Consider the following 25803-nt stretch of genomic DNA (forward strand, 5'->3'; position numbering starts at 1 on the left):
CCATGTATCCTCCCGCTGAACCGATGGGCACCGAGGTATTCGCCCGGTTGCCCGAATCCCTGCACCTGACCGAACAGAGTTCGAGTTGGCTGGCTGCGCGCCACGTGAAGATGCACTCTTTCCTGGAGGGGCCTTCGTTCGATCGCGCCGGCAATCTGTGGTGCGTCGATCTGGCGCATGGACGCATCCTGCGCGTGGACCAGGCAGGCAATTTCGAGGTCATTGTCAGCTACGACGGCGAGCCCAACGGCCTGAAAATCCATCGAGACGGGCGCATCTTCGTTGCCGATCACCTGCACGGGCTGATGCTTCTGGATCCCGAAGCCCGCACCATCCGGCCGTACCTGCAGCACGTGCAAAGGGAAGGGCTGAAGGGCCTGAACGATCTGTTCTTCGCCTCGAACGGCGACCTGTACTTCACCGATCAGGGCGAAAGCGCCCTGGAGAACGCCACCGGCCGCGTGTTCCGCCTGCGCGCCGACGGCAAGACCGTGGATCTCTTGATGGATGGCCTGGCCGGGCCCAACGGCTTGGTTATGAACAGAGCCGAGAATGTGCTTTATGTGGCCATCACGCACGACAACGCGATCTATGCGCTGCGGCTGGAACCCGGCGGCCAGATGAAGAAGGCCAGTCGCTTCATCCAGCTGTCCGGCAGCACCGCCGGGCCAGACGGCATGGCCATCGACAGCGCTGGCAACCTGGCGGTCGTCCATGCCCAGGCAGGCACCGTATGGTTGTTCAGTCCCTTGGGCGAACCTCTTTACCGCATCCGGTCCTGCGCGGGCCTGCGCACCACCAATGTCGCATTCGGCGGCGAGGACATGCGCAGCTTGTATATCACCGAAGCGGAGCAGGGCGTCATTCTGCGGGCCCGCCTGCCGCATCCCGGCAAGCCGATGTACTCGCACAGGGATTGACCTGCCCGCCACGCACACCATTCAAGCAAAAAAATCACCGTACACCGGAGACAACATCATGATTCCCTTCCGATTGATTGCCGGGCTGGCGCTCAGCCTGGCCGCTTTTACGGGCGTACAGGCCGCCGATTCCTATCCCGCGCGTCCCATCCGCCTGATCGCCACCTTTGGCCCGGGTAGCTCCATCGACATCATTGCTCGCCTGGTTGCCAAGCATCTGGGCGAACAACTCGGCCAGCCGGTGATCGTCGAGAACAAACCCGGTGCCGGCGGCGACCTGGGCACCGACCTGGTCGCCAAGTCCGCCAAGGATGGCTACACCATTGGCTTTGCCTCCGCCGGGCCGATCACGGTCAATCCCAATGCCCGCAGCAGGATGCCCTATGACTCGCTCAAGGACCTGACGCCCGTCGCGCTGGTGGCCACGGGTCCGAACGTCATCCTGGTCAACGCCTCGGTTCCGGTGACAACCCTGCAGGAACTGATCGCCTACATCAAGGCCAATCCGAACAAGGTCAATTACGCATCGGCAGGCGTCGGCACCAGCGGCCATATCGCAGGTGAGCTGTTCCAGCATCTGTCCAAGACCGAAATCCTGCACGTGCCCTACAAGGGCAATAGCGATGCCATCACCGACACCCTGGGCGGGCGCACCCAGATGGTCATCAGCGGCGTTCCGCCTATCCTGTCATTCGTGAAATCCGGCAAGCTACGTGCCCTGGCCGTGGCGGACACCAAACGCTCGCCACTGCTGCCGGACGTGCCCACCGTTGGCGAAGCCGGCCTGGCGGGCGCCGAAAGTGTCGCCTGGTACGGAATCGTGGCGCCCGCCGGTACGCCGCAGGCCATCCTGGATCGCCTCCACGACGAGATCATCAAGGCGGTGAACACCCCTGAAATGCAAGAGCAGTTCGCCGGCCTGGGCATTGTTCCGTCCACGGACAGCCGCGCGGTCTTCGGCAAGCGCATGGCGGATGAGTATGTGCGCTTCAAGGCGCTGTTCAAGCAGATCAACCTTGTCATGGACTGAGGCAATCATGTCGCGAACCGTTATCGTCACTGGCGCCAGCGGGTTGGTTGGCGCCGCTGCCATCGACTCGTTCCTGAACGCCGGCTGGGAAGTCATCGCCGTCTCCCGGCGGCGTCCGGAAATCATCAGTCAACGGCCGTTCACCCATCTGCAGCTGGACCTGCAGGATGCCGAGGCCTGCCGCCGCGCCTTCGCGTCCATGCCGCAAGTCACGCATGTCTTCTATGCGGCCGTCTATGAAAAGCCCGGCCTCATTGCGGGCTGGCAGGATCCGGAGCAGATGACCACCAACCTGGGCATGATCAGGAACGTGATCGAGCCGCTGGCCCGCACCGGCGGGCTGCGCCATGTCACGGTGCTGCAAGGCACGAAGGCCTATGGCGTGCACCTGCACCCCATACGCATTCCCGCGCGCGAGCGCCAGCCCCGGGACGACCATCCGAACTCGTACTGGTTGCAGGAAGACTACATCCGCGAACAAGCGGCGCGGAGCGGCTTCGGCTGGACGATCTTCCGTCCCACCATCGTGGTCGGCCCCAACGTAGGCGTGGCCATGAATACCGTGCCGGTCATCGGTGTCTATGCGGCGGTGTGCCGCGCCGAGGGCAAGCCATTCGGCTATCCCGGGCACATCTCCTATCCGCGCGAGGCCGTGGATGTGCGTCTCATCGGCGATGCAGGCGTCTGGACCGCGGAAAATCCGCAATCCTGGAACGAACACTTCAACCTGACCAACGGCGAAGTCTTCAGTTGGCGCGACCTGTGGCCGTCGCTGGCGCAGTTCCTGGGCGTTGAACCGGGTCCGGACCACCCGGTGCGTCTGGCCGAATATCTACCCAGCCGCGCGAGGCTGTGGGACGAGATCGTCAAGCGACATGGCTTGCGGCCCCTGACCATGGCCCAAATCCTGGGCGAATCCCATTATTCCGCCGACGCCCGGTTCGGCTATGGCCTGAAAACGTCTCCGCCGCCGGCCTTCGTCAGCACGGTGAAGATCAAGCAGGCGGGCTTCACGCAGACCTACGACACCGAAGCAAGCGTCATGCACTGGTTGGAGGTGCTGATGGCGCGCAAGATCATTCCGCCCCGGATGGACTAGGGGCTGTTCACACTGGAAGGTGCCTCGCACAGGTCGGTAGCGGTGATGACGGTAGGCCGTTGCCGACCCGGCGTTGGGGCCTGGTCACACGGCCACAGGCAAGGAGTGAGAATCTGGGGCCAAGTTTCTGTCAGCCGACAGCTGCGGGGTGGATTTCCGGGCAAAATCCGGTGCCAGGCATGGAAGCCAGTGCGTAAAAGGGCCAGGGGCCGGGAGGCGGAAATGGATCCCTGTTCTCTCTCGACAAAATACGCATAATGTATATTATGTGAAGTAAGAAATAGGCGGAAAGCAGGCACTCGATCCCATTCTTTCCAGCCCTCTCTCTTTCCCGCCATCTTTTCCCCGCAAAACGATCTTGCTCGGCCGTAGCACCGGCCGTTACCCGGCGCATTCCCTCGCCGGTGCCGCCCGTGCAGACGCAGGTTCCGCAGATCGGCACTTCACCGCGCACGCCTCGCGAACTTAATCGTCCGGACAGTTACTCACTGCGGGATGGCGCCCGGCGCCGAGCCACGCATCCGCATCCGCCGCGTCAGCCAGGCGCTGGGCGTTCCTGGCCGATCAACGGGTAGACTCGTCACGTTGCCTCACGCCGAGCCTTCCCGCCTGCCCCGTGTTCCCAAGCGAAAAACAACCATGACAAACCTGCTTCCGATCAAGGATCCAGCGGTCTACCGGGAACTGGTCAACACGCTGTACCGGCAATCGCCGCCGATCTTCCTGGGCAACATCGCGGTTGCCGGTCTGTCGGTGTTCCTGCTGTGGGACGAGGTGGCGCGGGGGAATCTGCTGGGATGGGCGGCGGCGGTCTACCTGCTCACCGTGCTACGTGTTGCGCTTGTCTGGAAAGACAGGCGCCGCGGCCCGCATCGCCTCGAAGATACCTCGCGGCGCTGCCGGCAGTATGTCTTCTGGGTGGCGGTGTCGGGCTGCCTGTGGGGGGCGATGGGACCGCTGTTTTTCGCACCCGAAAACACCATTGTCACGGTCTACCTCGGCATCGTGCTGGCCGGAATGACCGGCGGCTCGGTGGCCTCGCTGTCCGCGTTCTGGCCGGCGTACTACCTCTACGCCCTGCTCACGGTGCTGCCCTTCGCGTTGCGCGCGTTCGCGCATGGCACGCCGCTGTTTTCCGTGCTGGGCGTGCTGTCGCTGTTCCTGCTGGGCGTGAACCTGGCCTACTGCCGAGTGATGCAACGCACGCTGTCCGATGCCATCCGGCTGCGCTTCGAGAATGCGGCGCTGGTCCGTCAACTGACCCAGGAGAAGGATCGCGCCGAGCAGGCGAACCACAGCAAATCCCAGTTCCTGGCGGCGGCCAGCCACGATCTGCGCCAACCCGCGCATGCGCTTGGCCTGTACATCGAGTCGATGCGCATGGCGGCGCAAGCCCCGAAAATCGAGCGTGCCGCCATCGAGACGTTGGCCGAGCGGCTGCAATCGGCGCTGACGAGCATGTCGCAACTGCTCGACGTACTGCTGGACGTTTCACGCCTGGACGCCGGCGTGATCCAGGTGGAAAGGCGCCGTTTCCGGCTGCAGGACACCTTCGACACCTTGGCCAACCAGTACACCCAGGCCGCCGCCGCCAAGGGGCTCGAGCTGAAAATACGGCGCACCGACGTCCGGCCCGATACGGATCCGATTCTGCTGCAGAACATGCTCTCGAATCTGCTTTCCAATGCGGTGCGCTACACAGCACACGGCAAGATCCTGCTGGCATGCCGCCGTCGGCATGATGCGCTGGATATCTGCGTACTGGACACCGGCATCGGCATCGCCGAGGACCAGTTCGACCGCATCTTCCAGGAGTTCTACCAGGTCGAAAACATCGTGCGCGATCGGGAGCACGGCCTGGGACTGGGGCTGGCCATCGTCAAGAGAACCGCCGCTCTGATCGGCGCCGAGCTAAGGTTGCGTTCGGTCCATGGCAAGGGATCCTGCTTCACGGTGAGCCTGCCGCATCGGGACGAGCCCGCTCGTGCCCCCCTCCCCTCGGCGCAGATGACATTGCGGCCGCAAGCCGCGGGGCAACACACGGTGCTCGTGGTCGATGACGACAAGCAAGTGCTCGACGGCATGGCGGTGCTGCTGGCCAGCTGGGGGTATGCCGCCATCGCGGCGCGCTCGTTGGAACACGCGTTGCGTGCGTTGGACGACGCCACCCCGCAACTGATCGTGACGGACTTCCGGCTGGCCGCGGAAGCGACCGGCATTGACGTCGTGCACGCCGTGCGCCAAGCCGTGGGATGGGACGTACCCGCCCTTATCATCACCGGCGACACCTCGCCGCAAGGCATCAGCGCGGCCAACGCCAGTGGCCTGAAGGTGCTGCACAAGCCGCTGGACATCGCCACGCTGAAGGAGGCGATGGCCATCGAAGTGCTTCATCTGCCTTCGAGGATATCCCCCCGATAGGCAATATGGATCTTGTTGCCATCGGGATCGCGCAGATAGGCGCCGTAGTAGCCCTGGCCGTAGTGCGGCCGAGGCCCCGGCGCGCCCTCGTCCGTGCCGCCCGCGACCAGGCCCGCGGCGTGGGCGATGCGGACGGCCTCCTCGTTCGGGGCCAGAAACGCCACCATGCTGCCGTTGCCGGCGCTGGGCGGCTGCCGATTGAACGGCGAATAGGCATAAAAGCGCGGCAACGTCGCGCCGGGAAGGATCCAGCACCGCGCGGCGGGTCCGCCGTCGGGCGTGACGGGCCGCTGGCGCAGGCCCAGCGGCTCAAGAATCGCATCGTAGAAGTCCGACGCGCGGCTCAGGTCGCTGACGCCGACCGTGACGTGGCTGAACATGAATTGGCACCCTCCATCCAGCGTTGAATGCCCGGCACGCCGTCCGTCGGCATGCATGCGGGAGAATTGGCCCACATTGTGCCGCACCATTTACCGCGCTTACCAGCGGATCTGCACCCCCACATTGCCCTGCACCATCTCGCGGCGGTCGCCGCCCAGGTTGACGCCGTAACCCGTGGACGCATAGACGCTGACGCGATCGCTGGCCTTGACCGAGACCCCCAGCCCCAGCAGAGCCTGAGTGCCGCCCATCGCCGACGTCATGCTGGTGGTGTCATTGAAGCGGACGCTGTCGTTGCCGCCCAGGGTATGCAGCAGATCGGCGCGCAGGTAAGGCTTCCAGGTCGTGCCGCCCGCCTGGAACTCGCCCTGCAGCCGCGCCCCGACCCGCCCGATCACCGCATTCTTGGGCGCGAACGACACGTCCGACGCCGAATCCCGCACCGCGTCGATACGCGTGTTCTGGTAGATGATCTGGGCCTGCGGTTCCAGCGTCAGATTGGACTTGAGCGGGATCGGCAGCCCGGCCTCGACCGACGCCGTGAAGGCCTTGCCGTCGGTGGACGACGAGTCGCCCGCCATGGAGCGGGGTTTGGCCTTCAGGTGGCTGCCCATGATGACGGTATCGGTGTACCAGCCGCTGGGGCCGATGTGGGTCCAGTAGCCGCCCACGCTGTAGGAGTCGATCGACAGCTTGCCGGCCGCAAAGTTGTCCTGGCCCATCGCGAAGCCCTTGACGTTGCCGTCGGCGCGGGCATAGCCCAGGAACACGCCGTACCGGTCCTGGTGGCCGCTGTCCGTGCTACGGGCATAGAGATCCTGTCCCGCCTGCATGCCGAAGATATTGCCGCTGAATGATTGCCGCACCGTGCCGTCGCGCCGCTCCGAGAAATGATCGCCCCAGGTGCGGGCCCAGCCCGACGGCAGGCTCCCAGTGCCGGTCAGCAGGTCCTGGTTGCCCTGGCGTTCATGGAAGGTGCCGATCTGCTGCACCGCCAGCTCACGCGCCAGCGACGGGATTTCGGTGTAGATCGGCACGCCCGGACGGTAGGTCGGTACCCCCGGGGGATCGATGCCTCCGCGGGTGCGAGGATCCGGATTCGGATTGATCAGCTCGGACCGCAGGTACCAGTTCTGCGTGGTGCCGGGCGTGACGCCGCCGCGGAACAGCTGGTAGGCGTACGCCCCGGCGTAGAGGCCGCCGCTGGCAAATGCGCCCGGCGCGGTGGTCGCGCCGTTCAGCGCCTGCACTACCTGGATGCCGTCGCCGGTGGTCTTCGCGCCCAAGCCGCCCTGGTTGGTAATACGCAGCGTGGTATTGCCGCTCGCGGTGCCACCGCTGATGACCAGCTTGTCCGACGGGGAATTGTCGGCGCCCAGGACGGTATTGAGCGCGACCACGCCGGATACCCCCTGGTAGTTGCCGGTGACGGTCAGGCGATTGCCCGGCGCCGCGCCGGCCAGGTTGACCGTGCCGCTGTTGATCAGGTTGCCGGTGATGCCAAAGCCCCCTGCTCCGCCGCCAAGGCCCGGAAACGCGTCGGCCACGGCCAGCGTGCCCGCGTTGGTGACATTGCCCTTGACACTGCCGTAGCCGCCGAAGGTCGCCCCGCCCTGCACCGTCACCGGACCGCCGCTGTTGATCGCCGCGCCCGCATGGTTCGCGTCGCCCACGGCCAGCGCGCCGGCCGCCACCGTGGTGCCGCCGGTATAGCCGTTGACGGCGTTGAACACCGTGGTGCCGCCGCCCTGCTGGATCACCTGCCCGCTGCCGTTGATCACGTCGGTCTGGACGTAGCGGTCGGAACGGTTGAAGGCCAGGATGCCGTCGTTGCTGACAATGCCCATGATGTTGCCGCTGGTGCCGCCGTTGCCGACCTGCAGCGTGCCTGCCTTGATGACCGTGACGCCGTCCTTGACGAGGGTGCCGTTGCCATAGCTGTTGTTACCCGTCAGGATGGCTGTTCCACCGCCCAGCTTGGTCAGCGAACCGGCGCCGCCGATGTCGCTGGTCACGATCAGCGTGGTGCCCGTCACGGGCTCCACGCCGCCGCCCGAGGCGCCCAGCGTGATGGGCCGCGACTGCGTGAGGGTCTGCGTGGTGCGCAGCGTGCCGCCATTCATGCCCAGGGCCGTGCTGGCCCTGCCCAGCGCCGCGTCGTTGGAGATCTGCAGCGTGCCGCCGTTGATCTCGGTGCCGCCGGTGTAGGTATTGGCGGTGTTCAGGACCAGCGTGCCCAGATCGGTCTTGACCAGGCGCGAGGCGCCGGTAAGCGCCGTATTGAAGGTCGTGACATAGCCTGCGCCCAGGCTGCTGCCGTCGCCCACGCGGATCGTCGTGCCGCCGCCGGCGTCGGGCGCCAGCTCGATGGCGCCGCCCGTCAGCTGGTAGCCGTTGCTGGCGAACTGCATGCCGCCGCTGCGCACCTGGCCCAGGCTGTTGTCCACCGTGACGGCGCCGGGCGCCGCCATGAAGATGCTGAAAGTCGCATCCGCGTAAGGCGCATTGGGCACGCCCAGGGTATTGGTCCAGTTGTTGTTGCCGGCCGAGTTCTGCCAGACGCCGTTGCCGCCGTCGACCGTGCCATTGTTCTTGCCCGGCACCGTTGCGCCGTCCCAGAAATTGAGGGTCAGCCCGGCGGTATTGACCAGGTTGACCTGTTTGTCCACCGCGGTCTGGACGGAGAACGACGGCGACGGAATGGTGCCGATGGCCAGGCCGTTGTCGGTCAAGGCGCCGTCGTAGCTGATGATCCGGTAGACGCCGGGGTCGAAACTGCCACCCGCCGGCGTGGTGACGTTGAGCGTGCCATCCAGCACCAGGTCGCCCTTGACGATGGTCAGGTCGTTCAGAGGGCCGCCGACCGCGCCGGCCTGGCCGAAACTGTAGGTCAGCGTTGCCGGGTTGTTCAGCGTCAGGTTGCCGTTGACCGTCAGCGTGCCCGGCGCGCCGGTGGTATCCCCGGGCGAGAGCGTGCCGCCCACGATGACATTGCCGCCGATGATGCCGGTGCCGCCCAGGGTGCCCCCCGCGAACACGGAAGTATCGCCGTTGGCGGCGCTCTGATCGCCATTGACGAACAGCGACCCCGTATCCACGATCGTCATGCCGGTGTAGCTGTTTTTGCCGGTCAGCACGGTAACGCCGCTGCCCTGTTGCACGAAGGCGCCCGTGCCCGACATCACGCCGTTCAGTTGCAACTGGTCGCTGCGACTGACCCACAATAGGCTGTTGTTGACAACATCACCCTGCAGCGAACCGCTGGTGCCGCCGTTGCCCAGTTGCAGGATGCCCGACGAGATCGTCGTGCCCCCGGTATAGGTATTGTTGGCGGTCAGGATCGTGGTGCCGGAGCCGATCTGATTGACCTTGCCGCCGCCGCTGATCAGCCCGCCGAAGGCATAGATGTCGCTGCGATTGAACGCCAGCGCGCCGTTGTTGGAAACGTCGCCGGCGATGCTGCCCGTGGCTCCGCCGGCGCCCAGTTGCAAGGTGCCCGCCGTGATCGTGGTGCCGCCGGTGTAGGTGTTGTTGGCCGTCAGCACCGTGGTGCCGCTGCCCAGCTGATTGGCCTTGCCGCCGCCGCTGATCACGCCGCCGAACGTGTAGGTATCGCTGCGGTTGAAGGCCAGCGTGCCGGCATTGACCACGTCGCCGACGATGCTGCCCGTGGCGCCGCCCGCGCCCAGCTGCAAGGTGCCCGCCGTGATCGTGGTGCCGCCGGTGTAGGTGTTGTTGGCCGTCAGCACCGTCGTGCCGCTGCCGTTCTGGCTGACGGTGCCGCCGCCGCTGATCAGACCGCCGAAGGTAGAGGTGTCGCTGCGGTTGAAGACCAGCGCGCCGTTGTTGGTCACGTTGCCGGTGATACTGCCCGTCGTGCCGCCCGCGCCCAGCTGCAAGGTGCCCGCCGAGATCGTGGTGCCACCGGCGTAGGTGTTTGTACCCGTCAGCACCGTGGTGCCACTGCCCATCTGCACGACGTTGCCCGTTCCGCTGACCATGCCGGCGTAGGTATAGCTGTTGCTGCGGTTGAAGGCCAGCGTGCCGCTGTTGGCCACATTGCCCAGGAGGCTGCCGGTGGCGGAGCCGCCCGCGCCCGTACCCAGCTGCAGCGTGCCGGCGGTGATGGTGGTGCCGCCGGTATAGACATTGTCTCCGGCCAATTCCAGGGTGCCCGTGCCCAGTTTGTTCAACGCGCCGCTGCCGTTGATGGCGCTGTTCATTGTCAGCACGTTGGCGCCGGTGACGTCGACGCTGCCGCCGCCCGCGCCCAGTGTGGTGGCGCGCGCCGTGGCGAAGGTGCCGTCCGCGCGCAGCGTGCCGCTATCCAGCGACAGCGCGCCTGCGGCATCGCCCAGGTTCGCGTCCTGCATGACTTGCAGCACGCCGCCGTTGATCGCCGTGCCGCCCTGGTAAGTGTTGGCGCCCAGGAGCAGCAACGTACCCAGGTCCGTCTTGACCAGCTTGGCCGCGCCGTCGAGCACGGCCACGATGATAGCCGTGTAGTTGGCCCCATCGGCCGATCCCGCGCCCACGCGGATGACTGCCTCGTTTGGACCGCCACCGGCCGCGGGCGTGCCCGTCAGCGTCAGTTTGTCGGTGGCGGTGGCTCCCAGCAGCAGATAGCCGTCGGTGGCAAACTGCATGCCCTGCACACGGATCGCGCCATTGGCGGAGCTGTCCACTGTCACCGAGCCGCTTTGCCCGGTGAATACCGCAAACGCGCCCTGGCTCCAGGGCGCATTGAGCGTCCCGTTGGCGTCGGTCCAGTTGTCGTTGACCCCGCCTGGCGCCACCCAGGTGCCCGTGCCGCCATTGACCTGGCCGTTGTTTTTGGGGCCGGCATCGCCGTCCCAGTAGTTCAGCGTCAGGCCGTTGGTGTTGACCAGGTTGACCTGCTTGTCCACCGAGGTCTGCACGAAATAGTTGGCCGGGTCGGCGCCCGCGGGCAACGTGCCGAGCGTCAGGCTGCCAGGGTTGGACAACGTGCCGCCGTAGTTGATGACGCGATAGATTCCCGGATCGAAGCTGCCGCCCGGCGACAGCGACACATTCAGCTTGCCGCCCAGGCTGAGGTTGCCGCCGACGTTGGTCAGGTCGTTGAAGGGACCGCCCGCCACGTTGGCTTGGCCGAATCCATAGTTCAGCGAGGTGCCGCTGCCCAGCGTCAAGCTGCCCTGGATGGTCAGCGTGCCGGGCGTCGCGCTGTTGTCGCCGGGGGACAGGACGCTGTTGCCGGTCAAGGTGACGTCGCCGCCGATCACGCCCTTGCCGCCCAGCGTCGCGCTGTTGTTGACGGTGGTGGCGCCGGTCGCGGCGGTCTGGTCGCCATTGACGAACAGGCCGCCGGCGTTCACGGTGGTCGCGCCGGCATAGGCATTGTTGGCGCTGAGCACCGTGGTGCCCGCGCCTTGCTGGTTGACCGTGCCGGTGCCGCTGATGACACCACCGAAGGCGTAGCCGTTGCCACGGTTGAACACCAGACCGCCGTTGTTGACGACATTGCCCAGGATGGCGCCGGTCGTGCCGCCATTGCCCAGCTGCAAGGTGCCCGCCGAGATCGTGGTGCCGCCGGTGTAGGTATTGTTCGCGGTCAGAGTCGTCGTGCCTGCTCCCATCTGCATGACGCCTCCCGTGCCGCTGATCGTGCCGCCGAAGGCATACGCATTGCTGCGGTTGAAGGCCAGCGTGCCGCTGTTGGCCACATTACCCAAGATGCTGCCAGTGGCGGAGCCGCCCGCGCCCGTGCCCAGTTGCAGCGTGCCGGCCGTAATGGTGGTGCCGCCGGCATAGACATTGTCCGCGGCCAACGCCAAGGTGCCGGTGCCCAGCTTGCTCAATGCGCCGCTGCCATTGATGGCGCTGTTCATCGTCAGCACGTTGGCGCCGGTGACATCGAAGCTGCCGCCGCCCGCGCCCAGCGTGGTGGCGCGTGCCGTGGCAAAAGTGCCGGTGGCGCGCAGTGTGCCGCCATTGAGCGACAACGCGCCCGCGGCATTGCCCAGGTTCGCGTCCTGCGCAACCTGCAGCACGCCGCCGTTGATGGCGGTGCCGCCGGTGTAGGTATTGATGCCCGACAGCACCAACGTGCCCAGGTCGGTCTTGACCAGCTTGGCCGCGCCCGCCACTGTCGCGGAGAGGGTCGCCGTGTAGCCAGCCCCCTCCGCAACGCCATTGCCCACGCGGATCACAGCCTCGTTCGGGCCGCCGCCCGCCGCCGCCGCGCCCACCAGCGTCAACACATCCGTCGCGGTGTTGCCCACCAGGGTGTAGCCATCGGCGGCGAACTGCATGCCCTGCGCCAGAATGGCGCCATTGGTGGTGCTGTCCACCCGGACGGTATCGCCCTGCCCCATGAACACGGCGAAGGAACTCTGGCTCCATGGCGCATTGAGCGAGCCGGTCATGCCCGTCCAATTGTCATTGGTGCCCGGGCCATTGGCCATCCAGATGCCCGGCCCGCCGTCGACGGTATTGTTGTTCTTGTTCAGCGCGCTGGCGCCGTCCCAATAATTCAACGTCAGGCCGTTGGTATTGACCAGGTTGACCTGCTTGTCCACCGAGGTCTGGATGAAATAGTTGCCCGGCGTCGGCACCGTGCCCAGCGCCAGCGTGCCGCTCAGCGCGCCGCCGTAGTTGATGACCCGGTAGACGCCGGGGTCGAACGAGCCGCCCGCCGAGGTCTGTACATTCAGCGTGCCGCCCAGCGCCAGGTTGCCGCCGACGTTGGTCAGGTCGTTCAAGGGGCCGCCCACGACGCCGGCCTGACCGAACGAATAGGCCAACGCCGAGCCGCTCTGCAAGGTCAGGTCGCCGCCGATGCTCAGCGTGCCCGGCACGGCACCCACGCCGCCGGGCGCCAGCGTGCCGCCGGACTGCACGGTAACGCTGCCGCCCAGCGTGCCCGTGCCGCCCAACGTTGCGCCATTGCCCACCGTAGCCGCGCCGGTGCCGGTCTGCGTGCCGTTGACGTACAGCGCGCCGGCGGTCACCGACGTCGGACCGGCGTAGCCGTTGTTGCCCGTCAGGATGGTAGTGCCCGAACCCATCTGGCGGATACCGCCGGTGCCCGAGATCAGGTTGCCGAAGGTGAACATGTCGCTGCGATTGAAGGCCAGCGTGCCGTTGTTGGTAATGCCAGTGGCGCCGGGCAGATTACCGGACGCGCCGCCATTGCCCAGCTGCAGCGTGCCTGCGGCGATGGTGGTGGCGCCTGCCCAGTTGTTGGCGTTGCTGGTCAGTACGACGGTGCCCGCGCCGTCCTTGGTCAGGGCGCCCGGGCCGGTAATGGCTTGCGTGACCGTGCCCGTCACACCGGGATTGGCGCTGAGCGTGCCGTTATTGGCGGTAACGGTGACATTGCGGCTGCCCGAGAGGCTGAAGCTGTTGGTGAACGCCAGTGCGCCGCCATCCAGCGTCACCCCGCCGCTGCTGGCGCCCAGCGCACTGTCGGCGCCTACCGCGACGGCGCCGCCCTGTATCCGCGTACCGCCCTGGTAGGTGTTGACGCCCGTCAGCGTCAGGATGCCAACCTGGATCTTGCTGACAGCGCCCGTGCCGCTGATCGTCCCCGCATAGGTGCCGTTGTCCGGCTGGTTGAACAGCACCTGGCCGTTGTTGGTGACGCTGGGCGGCAGGCTTTGCGCGCGCGCCTCCAGCGTGCCCGCCGCGTCGACGACCACCGAGCCATTGAAGCTGGTGTTGTCGCCCGTCAGGGCCAGCGTGCCGCCCTGCACTGCCACCGCCAGCGGCGTGCCGCCGCCGTTGCCGCCGACCGTGCCGGACAACGTCCACTTGCCGTCGCCCGTCTTGGTGAGCGACTGAAAATTGCGGATGGCGCCGGGCAAGGTGTCGCTGGAGCCCGCGTCGCCGGCCAGCAACAGGCTGTTGGTGCCGCCGCCGCCATTGAAGCCGCCTGTGATGATGGAGCCCGGATACAGCGTCAGCGAATCGTTGCCGCTGGCAAAGGTCAGGCTGCCGTTCACCACGGCGCCGCTGCGGTTGATGAAATTGACATTGCCGCTGCCGCTGTTGCCGATCACATTGCTGCTGGTGCCGTTGCCCGCCTGGATCGTGCCGTAGTTATCCACGATGTTGGCCGCGCCCACCGTGCGGTCCTCGAACCAGATCGCGGCGGCATTGCCCCCGGAGATCAGGCCGCGGTTGATGATGGTGTTGCCCGAGCCCATGACGTTGATGGCCTCGGCGTTTGTCTGCGTGCCCAGCGACTGGATCTTGGCGCCCTGGGCAATGTTCAGGGTGCCGTTGGAGCCGAACTCGACGGTGTTGTTGCCAGCGGTCCACAAGCCCGCGCCGGACGTAGCCACATTGGAGATGACCGCGCCGGCGCCCAGCGTAATCGCGGCGTTGTTGCCCAGGCTGACGGCACTGGCGTTGCCAACCTCTAGCCTGGCATTGGGTTGCAGCGTGACCGATGCGCCGCTGGTGGTGGAAGGACCTTGCCCGATCGGCGCCGTGGCCGGGTTGGGCGCATTGGTGTTGCAGGTGGTGGACGAACCGCTGGCGACGCACGCGGCCTGGACCCCCGGGCCCGGCCAACCACCGAACAACGCGGCGCCGACCAGGACGGTCAGTTGACGGGGGACGAGCATGAACGGCTTCGCTTCCTGCATCGCGTTCTCCACGCCGATCGGCGGATATTAATTTCTGGAATTAATAGTCAGTGCCTGACCTTGCGCGGCGATTATTTATGATTTTTTCGCGGTTTTCGGCTTTAGCCTTTTCCTTCCGATATTCAAAGCAATGGACGCTTCGATACTCGAATTAATGTTCCGATAATCCAATTAATGACGTGATCGAAAATCAGGCAGCAACGAAGGCCGCGCGCGTTGGGCATTCGCACGCTCATTGAATGTCCCCGTCTTACCGGCGTTGAAACAACGTCTGGCAGCTGTGAACCGATCGCGAATAATGTCGGGATGCACCCATCGGGCGGATGCCGGGGCGCAGTCTTTGCCGGTGATCGCGGCGCGTGTTATCCAGGAGGCCCGCAGGCCAATGGCGCGGCCGATGGTGGATAAAGGCGCCCTTCAATTGGGCAGCAGTTTCACCGTTTGCGGGTTGTAGTTGCCGTAGGCCCCGCCGCAGACGGAATACGCCTTCGCCGGTGCCGGCACGCCCGTGGCGCGAATCGCCAGCTCGCCCCGCGTGCGGATTTCCCGGTAGCGTTCGGCCGCGATCGTGCCGTCCGGCAGGAAGTACAGGCGCACGCGCAGCAAGGCCTTGTCCGGATCCGTCTTGCTGGCCGGGCTGAAGGCCGGCACGACCGCCTGCGCCTCGTGCCAGCGCGGCGCCTCTTCCAGCGTCTGCCACCGCACGTTGACCGGCCGGTCCAGGTCCAGCACCGCGGGGGTGCCGCCGCGCGGCGGATCGCAAGGGCCGCCGGCCAGGCTACGGGCCAAGCCGCTCAGGTCTTGCGTTTGGCCGTTGAGCTCCAGCCGGACGATGGTTTGGGGGGTGTAGTTTTCCACGCTGAAGATCGCCAAGCCCGGAATGCGGGCCGAGCCCATTGTGTCTTCGGCCATGCCGGAAAAGCGCGCCAGGCCCGGCGCCACCTCGACGTGGTCGGGGTAATGGAAATACTGATGCACGACCAACGCGGCCTCGCCATAGGCGTACGCCGATACCAGCGTGGCAATGTCGGGATATGGCAGGTGCAGCAGCGGCAGCGACGTGCCAGCGGGCGTGCCGTCGACATTGAAATAGGTGTAGCGGGTAGCGCTTTCCTTGAGCCGGCTGCCCGCGTAGGGAAATGCGTCGCGGGTCGCGGCGCCTGGGCGGGGGTAGCGCGTGAAGCTGGAAAACCCGCTGGAACCCCCGTGGCGAGTGGCCGACGCGGGTTCCAGGGATTGCGAGCCGCCGCTCGACGACGAGGACGCTTCGCGAAAGTCCAGCCCGATCGGGCGGCCGCTCAAGTTGACGTGCGTTTCGGCGATCGCTGGGTTTTCCTTGCGAAAACTGTCTGAGCGGCTTTGGCGGATGGCGTCATCGACCGGCACGATCAACACCGCCGCCAGCGTCGGCAAGAACATCAAGGCATGGATGTGGCCCGGCACCTTGCCCCGGTCTCGCACCAGGTAGGCGATCCAGATCAGCAGCAGCACGATGGCCAAAGGCCCGCCGAACATCACCGCATAGCTCAAGAGCGCCACCGCGCCCCAGCCCAGGTTGTCGGCGGTGACGAACACCAAGCCCAAAAAGGCCAGGAATCCCGCCAGCGCGAAGGAAACGACGATGCCGAAAAGATAGCCTTTGGTCTTCAATCGAAAGCCCCCCTTGTCAGACCCCGATGGTACCGAGAAAAGGCCGCGGCGCTATCGCTTGCCGGCCGGCGCCGGATGGTTGCGGTCGTTGCCGCCGGCATCGGCTGCCGGGGCTTCGCCGGCCGATGCATCCGCCCGCTTGCCGCTACCCTGGCGCAGCGCGGCACGATCCTCGCTCTCCTGTTGGTAGCGGCCCACCGCCTGCATCAGTAGCTCGATCTGCCGGTCCTTGGTCTGCAACTGCGTCTGTTGCTCGTGGATCCGCGCGGCCAGGTCGTCGCCGCGTTGCTGCAGGCTGGCCTGGGCGGCCGCATGCCCTTCCCTGACGGCTTGCAGCTCGGCGGCCTGATGCTGAATTCGCGCCTGCGCGTCGGCGGCGTCGCGCGCCAGTTGATCGCGTTCGGATTGCAGCGCGCCCAGGCGTTCGGCCTGGGTGGCGGCGTCCCGCAAGGCGGTCTTGCGCTGTTGTTCCAGGCTTTCCTGCGCTTTCTTGACCAGTTGGCGCTGCGCGTCCAGGTCGCCCAGCCAGCGGCGTTCGTGCGTGGCATGGCGTTCCTGCGTAGCGGCCAGCGCCGCCTGATGCTCGGCCACGGCCTGGCGCAGCGCCTGCTGGGTGTCGCGTTCGTTGAGTTGCGATTGCTCGAGCTTGCCGCGCAAGGTGTCGATGATGCGGATGCTTTCGCGCAGTTGGACTTCCAGGGCGCGGGCCCGGTCCTCGGCGCCGGCGGCCTGGGCGCGGGCGGCGCGGATGCCGTCTTCGAGGTCCGCTTCGCGCGCGTCGACACGGGCTTTCTCGTGGGCAAAGGCTTCCTGTTCGGTCCGCAGCGCGTCCTGAGCCTGCGCCAGTGCCTCGCGTTCGACCGCAACGCCGGCAGCCCATTCGGCGCGTGCCGCCTCCAGGGCGTTGTCCCACAACTGGCTGGCCAATCGGGCCACCGGCTCGGGCAGGCCGCTGCCCTGCCCTGGCGCGTCCAGGCGTTTGCTCAGGCCCCGGAACCACGCTTTCAGGTGCGGACCGACGGTATTGGGCGAGCCGCGCCCCAGGTGCAGGCGAATGCGCTCGATCGTGGGCTGTTCGCCCGCCTTGAGCAGCGCATCGGCTGCTGCCCAGACGTCGGATTCCTGGATTCCGGTGGCCATGGTGTTCCTTGCATCCTTTTGAGCGCCCTGCTTATCGCGCCCGGCTCGTATTCATTGAAATAAAGGCGGATAATTAAATCTTATCCGCGCTTATTCCCCGTATGTGTATTATATATTACAGCATACATATGATTAAATACAACAATGAGCAGAACCTGCCCGATTCCATGCCGGCAAACACGTCCAGAGCGTTGCCGCGCACACCACGGCGCGCGGCACCTCGGGCGACCCCTGCCGCCGCTCCCGCCATCGATCAAGCCTCCGACGCCCTCGCCGATCCGGTGGCCCACGCGTTGTACGGCCTGGGCGACAGCGCGGCCTCCGTGCAGTCGCTGCTGCGGGAAGGCAGTTCGGACAACACGCTGGCCTCGTACCGCAGCGCCATCCGTTATTGGGGCGCCTGGCACGACCTGCGCTATGGCCATGCCTTGCAATTGCCAGTCCCGGTCAAGGTGATCTTGCAGTTCATCGCCGACCATGTTGAACACGCCACCGGCGCGGGCATGGCCCACGACCTGCCCGCCAGCATCGACGAGGCGCTGGTTGCCGCCCGCGTCAAGCGCGCCCTGGGGCCGTTCAAGCTGGCCACGGTGCAACACCGCCTGGCGGTGCTGTCCGAAGCCCACGAAACCCAGGGTCTGCCCAACCCCTGCCACAGCCGCGCCGTACAGTTGCTGATGTCGCGCACCCGCAGCGCCTACGCCCGGCGCGGGGTCCGCCCTGCCCGCAAGGACGCCCTGACCCGCGAACCGCTGGAACAGATCCTGGCTACCTGCGACGACACGCTGATCGGCAAGCGCGACCGTGCCTTGTTGCTGTTCGCCTGGGCCAGCGGCGGGCGGCGCCGCTCGGAGGTCGTGCGGGCCACCATGGAGAACACGCGCCGCACGCCCGAAGGCTTCCTATACGTCTTGGCGCATTCCAAGACCAACCAGGAAGGCGCTGACCGCGCCGATATGTACAAGCCCATCGTCGGCCGCGCCGCGGCGGCGCTCGATGCCTGGTTGCAGGCGGCCGCCATTACCGAAGGCGCGCTCTTTCGGCGCGTGCGCCGGGGCGGCGTGGTGGGCGGCGCCCTGGGCGCGGAGGCCGTGCGCCGCATGGTCAAGGACCGCGCGGCGCAGGCCGGGCTGGACGGCGACTACGCCGCGCACAGCCTGCGGTCGGGCTTCGTGACCGAGGCCGGCCGGCAAGGCCTGGCTTTAGGGGAAATCATGGCGATGACCGGCCACGCCAGTGTTGTCAGCGTGGTCGGCTACCACCGCGCCGGCGCGGCGCTATCGGCGCGCGGGGCGCGTCTGCTGGATGACGATCCCGCCGACGCCTAGGGCGTGGCGTTCAGCCGGAACGTGAACGCACCCCCAAACGCGGCAACCGCGTCAACCTGAAATACCGGCTCAATGCAACCTGAGCGCCAACGCCGCCAAGGTCGCCGCCAGCACCGGTAAGGTCAGCACGACCCCCACCTTGCAGTAATACCCCCACGGGATCGTCACGCCCTTGCGTTGCAGCACATGCAGCCACAACAAGGTGGCCAGGCTGCCGATCGGCGTGATCTTCGGGCCCAGGTCGCTGCCGATGACGTTGGCGTAGACCATGGCCTCTTTGACCACCCCGCTGGCCTGGCTGGCGTCGATCGACAGCGCGCCGACCAGCACCGTGGGCATGTTGTTCATGATCGATGACAGGAACGCGGCGAGCAGTCCGGCGCCGAACGTGGCCGTCCACAGACCCTGCCGGGCCAAGGCCGTCAGCAGATCGGCCAGGTACTGCGTCAGCCCGGCGTTGCGCAGGCCGTATACGACCAGGTACATGCCCAGCGAAAACACCACGATCTGCCACGGCGCCTCGCGCAGCACCTTGCGGGTGCTGATGACCTTGCCGCGGCCGGCCACGGCCAGCAGGATGGCCGCGCCCGCGGCGGCCACCGCGCTGACCGGCACGCCCAACGGCTCCAGCCCGAAAAAGCCCACCAGCAGCAGCGCCAGCACGATCCACCCGGCGCGGAACGTGGCCGCATCGCGGATGGCGGCGGACGGCGCCTTCAATTGCGTGACGTCGTAGCGCGCGGGCAGGTCACGGCCGAAATACAGGAACAGCACGGCGAGCGTAGCCGCGACCGCCACCAGATTCACCGGCGCCATGGCCGCCGCGTAGCGATTGAAGCCGATGCCGAAAAAGTCGGCCGACACGATGTTGACCAGGTTCGACACGATCAACGGCAGGCTGGCCGTGTCGGCAATGAAACCGGCGGCCATCACGAACGCCAGGGTCGCCGCGGCGCTGAAGCCCAGCGCCGCCAGCATGGCCATCACGATGGGCGTCAGGATCAGCGCGGCGCCGTCATTGGCGAATAACGCCGCAACCGCCGCGCCCAGCAGCACGATCAGCGCGAACAAGGCGCGTCCCCTGCCCCGGCCCCAGCGCGCCACGTGCAGCGCGGCCCATTCGAAAAAGCCGGCCTCGTCCAGCAGCAGGCTGATCAGGATCACGGCGATGAAGGTTGCCGTGGCGTTCCAGACGATCTGCCACACCACCGGGATATCGGCCAGGTGCACCACCCCGGCGGCCAACGCCAGCACGGCGCCCAGGCTGGCCGACCAGCCGATGCCCAGCCCGCGCGGCTGCCAGATGACCAGGACCAGGGTGAAAACGAAGATGGCGATAGCGGCAATCATGGCCGCTACCGCTTGGATACGGGCGCGCAGGACTGCCCGCCGCAGCAATTCTCGGTCAGATACCCCAGCAAGTCGGACATGGTGTCGTACTGAGCCGCGTAGATGACAAAGCGCCCGTCCTGGCGCGAGGTGAGCAAGCCCGCGTGTACCAGCTCTTTCAGGTGGAACGACAGCGAAGACGGCGCAATGCCGGTCTTTTCCGCCAGGCTGCCGGCGGAAAGCCCCGCCGGGCCCGCCTGGACCAGTAGGCGATAGACGGTCAGGCGCGATTCGTGGGCGATCGCGGCCAAGGCTTGCACGGCAGTTTTCATATCCATTATTCGACTTTATTTGAAATATCGAATAATGTAAATGAGCTTCAACGATTCCCTTAGCCACGAGTTGCCATGACGACATATTCCCTTCCCGATGACCCAGACCTGCCCAGCCTGGACGAAACCCAGCTGGACATCCCCAGCCACGACAAGCTGTCCCTGGTCACCGGCGCCGCGCACCCGCCGCGCATCCTGCTGCTGTATGGCTCGCTGCGCGAGCGTTCCTACAGCCGCCTGCTGACCGAGGAAGCCGCCCGTATCCTGACCCGCCTCGGCGCCGAGACTCGCATCTTCGATCCCCATGGCCTGCCGTTGCCCGACGGCGCGCCGGCCGATCACCCCAAAGTGGTGGAACTGCGCGCGCTGTCGCTCTGGTCCGAGGGACAGGTGTGGTGCAGCCCGGAACGGCACGGCACCATCACCGGCGTATTCAAGAGCCAGATCGATTGGCTGCCCCTGGAAACCGGCAGCGTGCGCCCGACCCAGGGCCGCACCCTGGCGGTGATGCAGGTGGCGGGCGGTTCGCAGTCGTTCAATGCGGTCAATGCCTTGCGCGTGCTGGGCCGCTGGATGCGGATGGTGACGATTCCGAACCAGTCGTCGGTGGCCAAGGCGTTCCAGGAATTCGACGACGCCGGCCGCATGAAGCCGTCGCCCTATTACGACCGGGTCGTCGATGTGATGGAAGAACTGGTCAAGTTCACGCTGCTGGTGCGGGACCGCAGCGACTACCTGACCGATCGCTACAGCGAACGCAAAGGCGTCGCCCAGGAAGTGGCGCGGCTGGCGCGCGAGGCGATGGCGCCCTGAAACCGGCGCATCCGTGGCGGCGTTCGCGGCCTGTCTTCATGGGCTTGCATTTCAGATATCCTTGGCTGCCCACGCCCCTGCCGCCGCGCCATGTTCATCCGCCAACTCAATTACCTGATCGCCCTGGACAAGCACCGGCATTTCGGCCGGGCCGCCGAAGCCTGCCACGTGTCGCAGCCGGCGCTGTCCAACGGCATCCGCGAGCTGGAACGCGAACTGGGCATCACCATCGTGCGGCGCAACCGCAGCTTCCAGGGCATCACGCCGGAAGGCGAGCGCGTGATCCAGTGGGTGCGGCAGATGCTGACGTCGCTGGAAGGCCTGCGCCAGGAGGCCGGGCTGATCCGCAGCGTGCCCAAGGGCCGCCTGGCCATTGGCGTGATCCCCACCGCCGGCCACGCCGCCACCCTGCTCAGCGCGCAGTACCGCGAGATCCTGCCTCAGCTGTCGATGGAAGTGGCCACGCTGAGCACCCCCGAAATCCTCAAACGCCTGAAATCCCAGGATATCCAGCTAGGCATGGTGTATGACCGGTCGGTGTCCGGCGACGGCTACGACGTGCTGCCGCTGTTTGCCGAACGCTATGTACTGGTGGCTGACGCGCAGGCGTCGCTGCCGCGCGAACTGGGCTGGGCCGAGGTGGCCGAGCTGCCCCTGTGCCTGCTCAGCCGCGAGATGCAGAACCGGCAGACGCTGGAAGAACGCTTTCAATCCGTCGGCGCCGTGCCCGAGGTCGTGCTGGAAACCAACGACATGCGCGTGCTGCTGGCCGAATGCGAAAGCGGCCGCGCCTTCAGCATCATGCCGCTGAGCGCGCTGCCGACCCGGCACGAAGGCGCCAGCCTGCGGGTCCACCCGATCACGCCGGAATACGCGCAAGACGTATGTCTGGTGCGGCTGCGGCGCAAGCCGCAACCCGCTCTGTCCGAGGCCGCCTGGCAGATCGCGTCCAACCTGGACATGGAAACGGCCCTGAACCAGCCCCTGAACCTGGGCCCGTGATAATCCACGGTTATCACGAAATTCAAGCAAACGATTGGCGCGGCACGGCGGGCCCAGGCAGGCTGTCAACCTTGGCCGCAGAGGGCCTTGGGCTGTTGCAAGACCGCCGATGCGGGTGTCGGGCCTGCTGCCCACAGGAGATGAGAGATGAGCAAACAACGCGACGTACCGGGCATTCGTCCCTATAACGGCCCCGCCGGCGGCTGGGGCGCCTTGAAAGCCACTGCCCAGGCGGTGCGCCAGCAGATGGAGCTGATCGAAGCGCCCGTCCTGCTGATGCGGACCAACCAGCCGACCGGGTTCGACTGCCCGGGGTGTGCCTGGCCGGACAAGGAACACCGTTCGACCTTCCAATTCTGCGAAAACGGCGCCAAGGCCGTCACCTGGGAAGCCACCAGCAAGCGGGTGACGCCCGAGTTCTTCGCGCAGCGCACCGTCTCGTCGCTGCTGCAGCTGTCGGACTATGAACTTGAGAACTTCGGCCGGCTGACCCATCCGATGGCCTACGACGCCGGCAGCGACACGTTCCGCCCGGTGTCCTGGGAAGACGCGTTTGCCCGCATCGGCCAGGTGATGCGCGAGCTGGACTCGCCCGACCAGGCCGAGTTCTATACCTCGGGCCGCGCCTCGAACGAAGCGGCCTACCTGTTCCAGCTGTACGCCCGCGAATTCGGCACCAATAACTTCCCCGATTGCTCCAACATGTGCCACGAGGCCACCAGCGTCGGCCTGCCGCGGTCCATCGGCATCGGCAAGGGCACGGTGTCGCTGGAAGACTTCGACCATACCGATTTCATTATCTCGATCGGGCACAACCCGGGCACCAACCATCCCCGCATGATGGGCACCCTGCACGAAGCCGCGCGCCGCGGCGTGCCGATCATCGTCTTCAACCCCTTGCGCGAACGGGCGCTGGAGCGCTTCGCCGATCCGCAGAACCTGGTCGAAATGGCCACCTACGGGTCGACCGACATCGCCTCGACCTACTACCAGGTCAAGGCCGGCGGCGACGCGGCCGCGCTCAAGGGCATCATGAAAGCGCTGCTGGCGCTGGACGCCACGCGCGGGGACGCGCTGGACCACGACTTCATCGCTCAGCACACGCAGGGCCTGGACGCCCTGGCCGCCGACCTGAACGCGACCGCCTGGGCGGACATCGAAAAAGAAAGCGGCCTGCCCCGGGCCAGCCTGGAACAGGTGGCCGAGGCCTACGCCAAATCCAAGGCGGCCATCGTCACCTACGGCATGGGCATCACGCAGCACAACAAGGGCACCGCCAACGTCAGGCTGATCGCCGACCTGCTGCTCATGCGCGGCAACATCGGCAAGCGCGGCGCCGGCATCTGCCCGCTGCGCGGCCATTCCAACGTGCAGGGCAACCGCACGGTCGGCATCACCGAAAAGCCCAGCGAGAGTTTCCTGCGCAACCTGGAAGACGTATTCGGCTTTTCACCGCCGCGCGAGCACGGCCACGACGCGGTGCAGGCGATGCAGGCCATGGTCGCCGGCAACGTGCAGGCGCTGATCTGCCTGGGCGGCAACTTCGCCATGGCGATGCCCGACCCCGAGCGTTGTTTCGAGGCGATGAAACAGCTGCGCCTGAGCGTGCACCTGGGTACCAAGCTAAACCGGTCGCACCTGTTGGTCGGACGCGAGACGTTCCTGCTGCCGGTGCTGGGCCGCACCGAGCAGGACGTGCAGGCGACAGGCGCGCAGTCGATCACGGTCGAGGATTCGATGTCGATGGTGCACGCCTCGGCCGGCGGGCTCAAGCCGGCCTCGCGGCACCTGCGTTCCGAGCCGGCCATCGTGGCCGGCATGGCCCGCGCCACGCTGCTGGGCAGCAAGATCGACTGGTTGGGCCTGGTCGAAGACTACGACCGCATCCGCGCCCTGATCGAACGCACCATCCCGGGTTTCGACGACTACAACGCGCGCATCCGCGTGCCGGGCGGCTTCCGCATGCCGTTGCCGCCCACCGAGCGCCGCTGGCCCACCGCCACGGGCAAGGCCATGTTCTCGGTCTTTCCGGGGGTGCGCGAAAGCTACGCGGCCTGGGACGACGATGTCTTCACGCTGGTCACAATACGCAGCCACGACCAGTACAACACCACCATCTACGGTCTGGACGACCGCTACCGCGGCGTCTTCGGCCGACGCGACGTGCTGTTCATGCACCCCGACGACCTGGCGGCGCTGGGCCTGGAACATGGCGACCTGGTCGACATCGAAACCGAGTCCACCGGCCGCAAGCTGGTCCTGAAGCACATCACCGCCATCGAATACAGCATCGCGCGCGGCACGGTGGCGGCTTATTACCCCGAAGCCAACGTGCTGGTGCCGCTGGACTATATCGACAAGGATAGCGGCACGCCGTCGTACAAGTCGGTGCCGGTACGCATCCGGCGGGCGGGGCTGGACGCCTGACGCCGACAGCCGGACGCTACACTCACGGCCATGAACCGGACTTGCAATCGACCGCAATGGACGCCCTGACCCGCCTCGGCGGCGGCGTCACGGCAAGCCATCGCGTCAAGACGGGCCGCCAATGAAAGGCCCCCTCTTCATCCTGGCCTGCTGCATGGCCTACGCCCTGGCCGTCTATCTTTGGCACGTACCGCTGTGGGTAGGGTTGGCCTACCTGATGCTCAGCCTGATCACCTTCGGCATCTATGCTCGCGACAAGGCGCTGGCCCGCGCCGGGCGATGGCGGATTCCCGAAAGAACCCTGCATGGCCTGGCGCTGATCGGCGGCTGGCCCGGCGCGCTGCTGGCGCAACGATGGCTGCGCCACAAGTCCGTGAAACGGCCGTTCCGGATGGGCTACTGGATCACGGTCGTGTTGAATATCGCCCTGTTCGTGGCTTTCTGGTCGCCGGCGGGGCGCGCCCTATGGACGCCGGTCGCGGCGCCCTGGCTGGGCTGACCGGGCATGCTAGTGCTTGCCAGACTTGACCGACAGCACTAGCACGCCCGCGCCGATCAGTGTCAGACCCGCCGTCGTGTTCAACCGGGCCGCCACCGCCGGACGCGACACCAACCAACCCGACAGCCGCGCCGCGAAGGCCCCGATCACGGTGAAGACCAGGAACGTCAGCACCGCGAAGATCGCCCCATAGACCAGCATCTGCGCCTGCACTGAACCCCGGCCGGCATCGGCGAACTGCGGCAGGAATGCCAGCACGAACAGGCCCGGCTTGGGATTGAGCACATTCGAAAAGAAGCCCACGCCCAGCACCTTGCGCAGCGGCAGGTGATGCGACTTGCGAAGGGTGATCAGGTCTTTGGCGCGTAGCGCCTTGACGCCCAGGTAGATCAGGTAAGCCGCGCCGATCAGCTTGATGCCCCAGAACAGCGCTTCCGAGGTCTGCATCACCAGCGACAGCCCGAAGGTCGCCGCCACCGTATGCACCATGATGCCGCCCGCCGCGCCCAGCGATGAGGTGGCAGCGGCCAGCCTGCCCTGGCTTAGGCCCCGGCTGAGCGCCAGGATGTTGTCGGGGCCAGGCGAAATGACCACGATGGCGCAGGCGAGCAGATAGGGCAACAGGACTTCCAGGGGGAACATGGTGGTCTCCAGTAGGGGGTGGGATCAGCGGCCGGGCCAATCCCCGTAAGACGATACGCCGGGCCACCCCCTCGCGGCAACCCGCCATGATCGTCTGCAACGCCTGCGGCGCCTCGCAAGCGGCTGGCGGCCGCTTCTACGGACACGGCTGACTACG

16 protein-coding genes are annotated in these 25803 nt (G+C 66.4%); 9 read left to right on the plus strand and 7 right to left on the minus strand.

Annotated elements, in window-relative coordinates:
- The first annotated feature begins 2 nt into the window (after positions 1 to 2).
- From A9974_RS19135 to A9974_RS19150, 4 genes are all read left to right on the plus strand, one after another.
- Entirely contained in the window at positions 3 to 920 is a 918-nt protein-coding gene (locus A9974_RS19135; protein WP_183005754.1) for an SMP-30/gluconolactonase/LRE family protein, read from the plus strand.
- A 58-nt stretch (positions 921 to 978) separates the two neighbouring features.
- Positions 979 to 1950, plus strand: a complete 972-nt coding sequence (locus A9974_RS19140) for a tripartite tricarboxylate transporter substrate binding protein (protein ID WP_183005755.1) — start codon at positions 979 to 981, stop codon at positions 1948 to 1950.
- 7 nt (positions 1951 to 1957) lie between these two features.
- Positions 1958 to 3049 carry an SDR family oxidoreductase gene (locus A9974_RS19145; RefSeq protein ID WP_183005756.1) on the plus strand — a complete coding sequence of 364 codons (1092 nt, stop codon included), beginning with the start codon at positions 1958 to 1960 and terminating at the stop codon, positions 3047 to 3049.
- 639 nt (positions 3050 to 3688) lie between these two features.
- Entirely contained in the window at positions 3689 to 5470 is a 1782-nt protein-coding gene (locus A9974_RS19150) for a hybrid sensor histidine kinase/response regulator (RefSeq protein WP_183005757.1), read from the plus strand.
- Here the strand turns inward: A9974_RS19150 and A9974_RS19155 are convergent.
- From A9974_RS19155 to A9974_RS19170, 4 genes are all read right to left on the minus strand, one after another.
- Complete coding sequence (locus tag A9974_RS19155; RefSeq protein ID WP_183005758.1) at positions 5440 to 5850, minus strand: VOC family protein; 411 nt, start codon at positions 5848 to 5850, stop codon at positions 5440 to 5442. The genes A9974_RS19150 and A9974_RS19155 overlap by 31 nt on opposite strands.
- A gap of 99 nt (positions 5851 to 5949) precedes the next feature.
- Positions 5950 to 14463, minus strand: coding sequence for an autotransporter-associated beta strand repeat-containing protein (locus A9974_RS19160; RefSeq protein WP_183005759.1), 8514 nt, complete (start codon positions 14461 to 14463; stop codon positions 5950 to 5952).
- A 438-nt stretch (positions 14464 to 14901) separates the two neighbouring features.
- Positions 14902 to 16134, minus strand: a complete 1233-nt coding sequence (locus tag A9974_RS19165; RefSeq protein WP_183005760.1) for a DUF805 domain-containing protein — start codon at positions 16132 to 16134, stop codon at positions 14902 to 14904.
- Between the two features lie 51 nt (positions 16135 to 16185).
- A complete protein-coding gene (locus A9974_RS19170) occupies positions 16186 to 17274 on the minus strand; it encodes a DNA-binding protein (RefSeq protein WP_183005761.1) in 1089 nt (362 codons plus the stop codon).
- Positions 17275 to 17606: 332 nt separating this feature from the next.
- On the opposite strand from A9974_RS19170, the gene A9974_RS19175 reads away from it, so the two are divergent.
- Positions 17607 to 18602, plus strand: a complete 996-nt coding sequence (locus tag A9974_RS19175) for a tyrosine-type recombinase/integrase (RefSeq protein WP_370539655.1) — start codon at positions 17607 to 17609, stop codon at positions 18600 to 18602.
- Positions 18603 to 18671: 69 nt separating this feature from the next.
- On the opposite strand, the gene A9974_RS19180 is transcribed toward A9974_RS19175, so the two are convergent.
- Complete coding sequence (locus A9974_RS19180) at positions 18672 to 19952, minus strand: arsenic transporter (protein WP_183005762.1); 1281 nt, start codon at positions 19950 to 19952, stop codon at positions 18672 to 18674.
- Between the two features lie 5 nt (positions 19953 to 19957).
- Positions 19958 to 20269, minus strand: a complete 312-nt coding sequence (locus tag A9974_RS19185; RefSeq protein ID WP_183005763.1) for a helix-turn-helix transcriptional regulator — start codon at positions 20267 to 20269, stop codon at positions 19958 to 19960.
- 69 nt (positions 20270 to 20338) lie between these two features.
- Between A9974_RS19185 and arsH the strand changes: the two genes are divergently transcribed.
- From arsH to A9974_RS19205, 4 genes are all read left to right on the plus strand, one after another.
- Complete coding sequence (gene arsH / locus A9974_RS19190) at positions 20339 to 21076, plus strand: arsenical resistance protein ArsH (RefSeq protein ID WP_183005764.1); 738 nt, start codon at positions 20339 to 20341, stop codon at positions 21074 to 21076.
- A 90-nt stretch (positions 21077 to 21166) separates the two neighbouring features.
- Positions 21167 to 22078, plus strand: a complete 912-nt coding sequence (locus A9974_RS19195) for a LysR family transcriptional regulator (protein ID WP_183005765.1) — start codon at positions 21167 to 21169, stop codon at positions 22076 to 22078.
- A 147-nt stretch (positions 22079 to 22225) separates the two neighbouring features.
- Positions 22226 to 24505, plus strand: coding sequence for an FdhF/YdeP family oxidoreductase (locus A9974_RS19200; RefSeq protein WP_183005766.1), 2280 nt, complete (start codon positions 22226 to 22228; stop codon positions 24503 to 24505).
- 121 nt (positions 24506 to 24626) lie between these two features.
- Complete coding sequence (locus tag A9974_RS19205) at positions 24627 to 25004, plus strand: DUF1294 domain-containing protein (RefSeq protein ID WP_183005767.1); 378 nt, start codon at positions 24627 to 24629, stop codon at positions 25002 to 25004.
- A 9-nt stretch (positions 25005 to 25013) separates the two neighbouring features.
- Here A9974_RS19205 and A9974_RS19210 read toward each other — a convergent pair whose 3' ends face one another.
- Positions 25014 to 25646, minus strand: coding sequence for a LysE family translocator (locus tag A9974_RS19210; RefSeq protein WP_183005768.1), 633 nt, complete (start codon positions 25644 to 25646; stop codon positions 25014 to 25016).
- Positions 25647 to 25803 lie beyond the last annotated feature (157 nt).

This window comes from Achromobacter sp. UMC71 (assembly GCF_014170305.1).
Lineage (GTDB): Bacteria > Pseudomonadota > Gammaproteobacteria > Burkholderiales > Burkholderiaceae_B > Achromobacter.

Bases quoted from the DNA above. Each gene is read 5' to 3' on its own strand.
- A9974_RS19170 (WP_183005761.1), bottom strand. From the start codon at position 17,274: ATGGCCACCGGAATCCAGGAATCCGACGTCTGGGCAGCAGCCGATGCG.
- A9974_RS19155 (WP_183005758.1), bottom strand. From the start codon at position 5,850: ATGTTCAGCCACGTCACGGTCGGCGTCAGCGACCTGAGCCGCGCGTCG.
- A9974_RS19195 (WP_183005765.1), top strand. From the start codon at position 21,167: ATGTTCATCCGCCAACTCAATTACCTGATCGCCCTGGACAAGCACCGG.
- A9974_RS19205 (WP_183005767.1), top strand. From the start codon at position 24,627: ATGAAAGGCCCCCTCTTCATCCTGGCCTGCTGCATGGCCTACGCCCTG.
- A9974_RS19160 (WP_183005759.1), bottom strand. From the start codon at position 14,463: ATGCTCGTCCCCCGTCAACTGACCGTCCTGGTCGGCGCCGCGTTGTTC.
- A9974_RS19180 (WP_183005762.1), bottom strand. From the start codon at position 19,952: ATGATTGCCGCTATCGCCATCTTCGTTTTCACCCTGGTCCTGGTCATC.
- A9974_RS19150 (WP_183005757.1), top strand. From the start codon at position 3,689: ATGACAAACCTGCTTCCGATCAAGGATCCAGCGGTCTACCGGGAACTG.
- arsH (WP_183005764.1), top strand. From the start codon at position 20,339: ATGACGACATATTCCCTTCCCGATGACCCAGACCTGCCCAGCCTGGAC.
- A9974_RS19185 (WP_183005763.1), bottom strand. From the start codon at position 20,269: ATGGATATGAAAACTGCCGTGCAAGCCTTGGCCGCGATCGCCCACGAA.
- A9974_RS19135 (WP_183005754.1), top strand. From the start codon at position 3: ATGTATCCTCCCGCTGAACCGATGGGCACCGAGGTATTCGCCCGGTTG.
- A9974_RS19145 (WP_183005756.1), top strand. From the start codon at position 1,958: ATGTCGCGAACCGTTATCGTCACTGGCGCCAGCGGGTTGGTTGGCGCC.
- A9974_RS19210 (WP_183005768.1), bottom strand. From the start codon at position 25,646: ATGTTCCCCCTGGAAGTCCTGTTGCCCTATCTGCTCGCCTGCGCCATC.
- A9974_RS19140 (WP_183005755.1), top strand. From the start codon at position 979: ATGATTCCCTTCCGATTGATTGCCGGGCTGGCGCTCAGCCTGGCCGCT.
- A9974_RS19200 (WP_183005766.1), top strand. From the start codon at position 22,226: ATGAGCAAACAACGCGACGTACCGGGCATTCGTCCCTATAACGGCCCC.